The sequence below is a fragment of the Actinosynnema sp. genome (genome assembly GCF_052038725.1).
The window spans coordinates 1-4,275 of sequence record NZ_JBQGCX010000622.1; the positions used below are offsets into that span (position 1 = coordinate 1).

Annotated in this window: 3 protein-coding genes; 2 read left to right on the forward strand and 1 reads right to left on the reverse strand. The window is 73.2% G+C overall.

The window, feature by feature from the left end; translation table 11 throughout:
* Positions 1-52: 52 nt before the first annotated feature.
* Positions 53-1,612 carry a glutamine-hydrolyzing GMP synthase gene (guaA, locus tag ACTUAL_RS13190; protein ID WP_440900438.1) on the reverse strand — a complete coding sequence of 520 codons (1,560 nt, stop codon included), beginning with the start codon at positions 1,610-1,612 and terminating at the stop codon, positions 53-55.
* Positions 1,613-1,711: 99 nt separating this feature from the next.
* On the opposite strand from guaA, the gene ACTUAL_RS13195 reads away from it, so the two are divergent.
* Together ACTUAL_RS13195 and ACTUAL_RS13200 are read left to right on the forward strand one after the other, a co-directional pair.
* Positions 1,712-2,428 (forward strand): phosphotransferase, encoded by a 717-nt coding sequence (locus ACTUAL_RS13195; protein ID WP_440900439.1) that lies wholly within the window; start codon positions 1,712-1,714, stop codon positions 2,426-2,428.
* 34 nt (positions 2,429-2,462) lie between these two features.
* Entirely contained in the window at positions 2,463-3,908 is a 1,446-nt protein-coding gene (locus tag ACTUAL_RS13200) for an aldehyde dehydrogenase family protein (protein ID WP_440900440.1), read from the forward strand.
* Positions 3,909-4,275: the final 367 nt, after the last annotated feature.

The following is a 4,275-nucleotide window of genomic DNA, read 5'->3' on the forward strand; positions in this document are numbered from 1 at the left end:
CGAACCGCAGGGCCCCTCCTCGCTGTCCGCCCACGCGGTCAGCGGGGTCGCCTCACTCCCACTCGATGGTGCCCGGTGGCTTGCTCGTCACGTCGAGCACGACCCGGTTGACCTCGGCCACCTCGTTGGTGATGCGGGTGGACACCCGCTCCAGCACCTCGTAGGGCAGGCGGGTCCAGTCGGCGGTCATGGCGTCCTCGCTGGACACCGGCCGCAGCACGATCGGGTGACCGTAGGTGCGGCCGTCGCCCTGGACGCCGACGCTGCGCACGTCGGCCAGCAGCACGACCGGGCACTGCCAGATCGTCCGGTCCAGACCGGCCGCCGTCAGCTCCTCGCGGGCGATGGCGTCGGCCTTGCGCAGGATGTCGAGCCGCTCTGCGGTGACCTCGCCGATGATGCGGATGCCCAGGCCGGGGCCGGGGAACGGCTGGCGCTGCACGATCGTCTCCGGCAGGCCCAGCTCGGTCCCGACCTTGCGCACCTCGTCCTTGAACAGCGCCCGCAGCGGCTCGACCAGCTCGAACTGCAGGTCGTCCGGGAGGCCGCCGACGTTGTGGTGGCTCTTGATGTTCGCCGCGCCCGCGCCGCCGCCGGACTCGACCACGTCCGGGTAGAGCGTGCCCTGGACGTGGACGCCGGTGTCGCCCTCGGCCTTGAGGTCGCGCTCGGCCTGCTCGAAGACCCGGATGAACTCCCGGCCGATGATCTTGCGCTTCTCCTCGGGGTCGGTCACGCCCGCGAGCGCGTCGAGGAACCGCTGCCGCGCGTCGACGGTGACCAGGTTGACCCCGGTGGAGGCCACGAAGTCGCGCTCCACCTGGGTGCGCTCGCCGGCGCGCAGCAGGCCGTGGTCGACGAACACGCAGGTCAGCCGGTCGCCGATGGCGCGCTGCACGAGCGCCGCGGCCACCGCCGAGTCCACGCCGCCGGACAGGCCGCAGATCGCGCGGCCCTCGCCGACCTGGGCGCGGATGCGCTCGACCTGCTCCTCCACGATGGACGCGGTGGTCCACTGCGGCCGGATGCCCGCGATCTCGTGCAGGAACCGGCGCAGCACCTCCTGGCCGTGCGGGGAGTGCCCGACCTCCGGGTGGTACTGGACGCCCGCGAAGCGCCGCTCGCGGTCCTCGAAGGCCGCCACGGGGGCACCGTCGCTGGACGCGGTCACCGTGAAGCCCTCGGGGGCGCCGGTGACGCAGTCGCCGTGGCTCATCCACACCGGGTGGGCGCCGGGCAGGTCGTCGTGCAGGACGCCGCTCGTCGGGGGCAGGACCAGCTCGGTGCGGCCGTACTCGCGGGTCCCGGTGTGCTCGACGGTGCCGCCGAGGGCCCCCGCCATCGCCTGGAAGCCGTAGCAGATGCCGAACACCGGGACGCCCGCGTCGAACAGGGCGGGGTCCACCTGGGGCGCGCCGGGCTCGTACACGCTGGACGGGCCGCCGGACAGCACGATGGCCGCGGGGTCCTTCGCCAGCAGCTCGGCCACCGGGGTGGTGTGCGGGACGACCTCCGAGTACACCTGGGCCTCGCGGACCCGGCGTGCGATCAACTGCGCGTACTGCGCGCCGAAGTCCACCACCAGGACGGGGCGGTTGCTGCTGTCGGCCACTGGGCCAAGACCTCCTGCGACTGGTCGGGCTCGGTCTGCTTCGGGATGGGGAACCCACCGGGGAAAACCGCTTCGCCCTCGGGTTCGCGCAGGTGAAGGATGTCAGACGTGGAGGAGGAGCCGCTCACCGGAGGCGGGATGACGGCCGTGTCGCGGGTCGGGGCGACCGTGCGCCGGACCGCGGGGCCGTGGACGCCGACCGTGCACCGCCTGCTGGAACGCCTCGCGCCGCAAGGCATCTCGCCCGCGCCCCTGGGGTTCGACGAGCGCGGTCGCGAGGTGCTGTCGTACCTGGAGGGCGAGGTCGCGCACCCGCCGGTCCCCGAGCACCTGCGCGGGGACGACGTGCTGGTCGCGGTGGCGCGCCTGGTGCGGCGGCTGCACGACGCGTCGACCGGCCTGGTCGCCGAGACCGGCTGGCGACGCCCCGCGCTGGAACCGGCCGAGGTGGTGTGCCACGGCGACCTCGCGCCGTACAACGTGGTGTTCCGGGACGGCGCCCCGGTCGGGGTGATCGACTTCGACTGGGCCAGGCCGGGCCCGCGCGCCTGGGACCTCGCCTACACCGCCTACACCCTGGCCCCGCTGTCACCCGAGTGGGGCGAGCCGGACGAGCAGTGGCGACGCGCCCTGCTGCTGTTCGAGTCGTACGGGATTCCCGCCACGGGCCTGGCCGACCTGGTGCTGGAGCGCCTGTCCGACATGGTCCGGATGATCCGCGAACTGCCCGAGTTCGGGAAGCAGCGCGCCGAGGGCCACGACCACCTCTACCTGGGCCACTCGGGCTACGTGCGGCGGCACTTTCAAGATCGTTAGCGCTCGGGGGCCCGCGCGGGCCTACGGTGGTGCCATGGAAGCGTTCACCCCGGAGCCGCGCCCCTGCTGGATCGCAGGCCGCCCAGAGCAGGGCGCAGAGACGCTGGCGGTCCTCCACCCCTTCGACGGCACCGAGGTGGCCACGGTCGCCGTGCCCGGCCCGGAGCAGGTCGAGCGCGCCGTCGCCGCAGCCGCCTCCGTCGCCAAGGAGTTCCGCCGCACCCCCGCACACGTGCGGGCCGAGGCGCTGCTGCGGGTCTCGCGCGGCCTGGCCGAGCGCGCGGAGGAGATCTCCGAGACCATCACCGCCGAGAACGGCAAGCCGCTCAAGTGGGCCGAGGTCGAGGTGACCCGCGCGGTCAACGTCTTCCGGTTCGCCGCCGAGGAGGCCCGCCGCTTCTCCGGCGCCTTGCAGCGCCTGGACACCGACGCGGGCGGCGAGGGCCGCATGGCGCTGGTCCGCAGGGCCCCGCGCGGCCCGGTGCTGGCGGTGTCCCCGTTCAACTTCCCGCTGAACCTGGTCGCCCACAAGGTCGCCCCCGCCCTGGCGGTCGGCGCCCCCGTGGTGGTCAAGCCCGCCTCGGCCACCCCCATGTCCGCCCTGCTGCTCGGCGAGGTCCTGGCCGACGCGGGCTTCCCCGAGGGCGCGTTCTCCGTGCTCCCCGTCCGGGGCCGCGACATGAAGACCCTGATCACCGACGAGCGCCTGCCCGTGATCTCGTTCACCGGCTCCACCGGCGTCGGCTGGGACATCACCGAGGCCGCGCCGCGCAAGCACGTGGTGATGGAGCTGGGCAGCAACAGCGCGGCCGTGATCCTGCCGGACTGGCCGGACCTGGCAGGCGCCGCCCAGCGGATCGCCACGTTCGGCAACTACCAGGCAGGCCAGTCCTGCATCGCGGTCCAGCGCGTGATCGTGCACCGCGACGCCGCCGACGAGTTCGTCCCCCTGCTCGTGGAGGCCGTCCGCGACCTGATCACCGGCGACCCGCACGACCCCGCGGTCGAGGTGGGCCCCCTGGTGGACGAGGACAACGCGAAGCGCGTCGAGTCCTGGGTCCGGGAGGCCGTGGACGCGGGCGCCGAACTGCTCACCGGCGGCGAGCGCATCGGCTCGTCCCTGGAGCCGACCGTGGTCCTGAACGCCCCGCGCGACGCCAAGCTGTGGCGCGAGGAGGCCTTCGGCCCAGTCCTGGCGGTCTCCGTGGCGGACAGCGTGGAAGACGCCTTCACCCAGGTCAACGACACCGACTACGGCCTCCAGGCGGGCATCTTCACCCGCGACGTGACTGTGGCCTTCGAGGCGGCGGCAGAACTGGAGGTAGGCGGCCTGATCGTCGGCGACGTCCCGTCGTACCGCGCGGACCAGATGCCGTACGGCGGCGTGAAGGGCTCAGGCACCGGCCGCGAGGGCGTCCGCTCGGCGATGGAGGACTTCACCGAGGAGCGCACCGTAGTCCTGACCGGCATCGCCCTCTAACCAGCAGCCCAAGCCGCCCGCCCCCAGCCCGCACCAACCGCACCGCGGACAGCTCCCCAACCGCGTCGCGGGCTGCGGGGCGAGCGCAGCGAGCCCGCAGCAGAGCCACCCGCGTCCCTCTTTCCCGTTTGGCCTGGCGAAGCCCGAGCACGCTCGTCAAGATGCCGCCGCACTCTGCGGCAGACCGGGGTGTCAAACGGCGTCTTGACGAGCGTGCTTGCCTGAAAGGAGGCCACACGGGAAAGAGGGACCCGGACCACCGCAGGGGTAAACGGGACCACAGGACCAACGGTCACCGGCCAGCAGAGCCCTGTCCCCTCTTTTTTGGAGGTCTGCCCCGCCGGCGAGGCGTGCTTGTGGCTCTTCA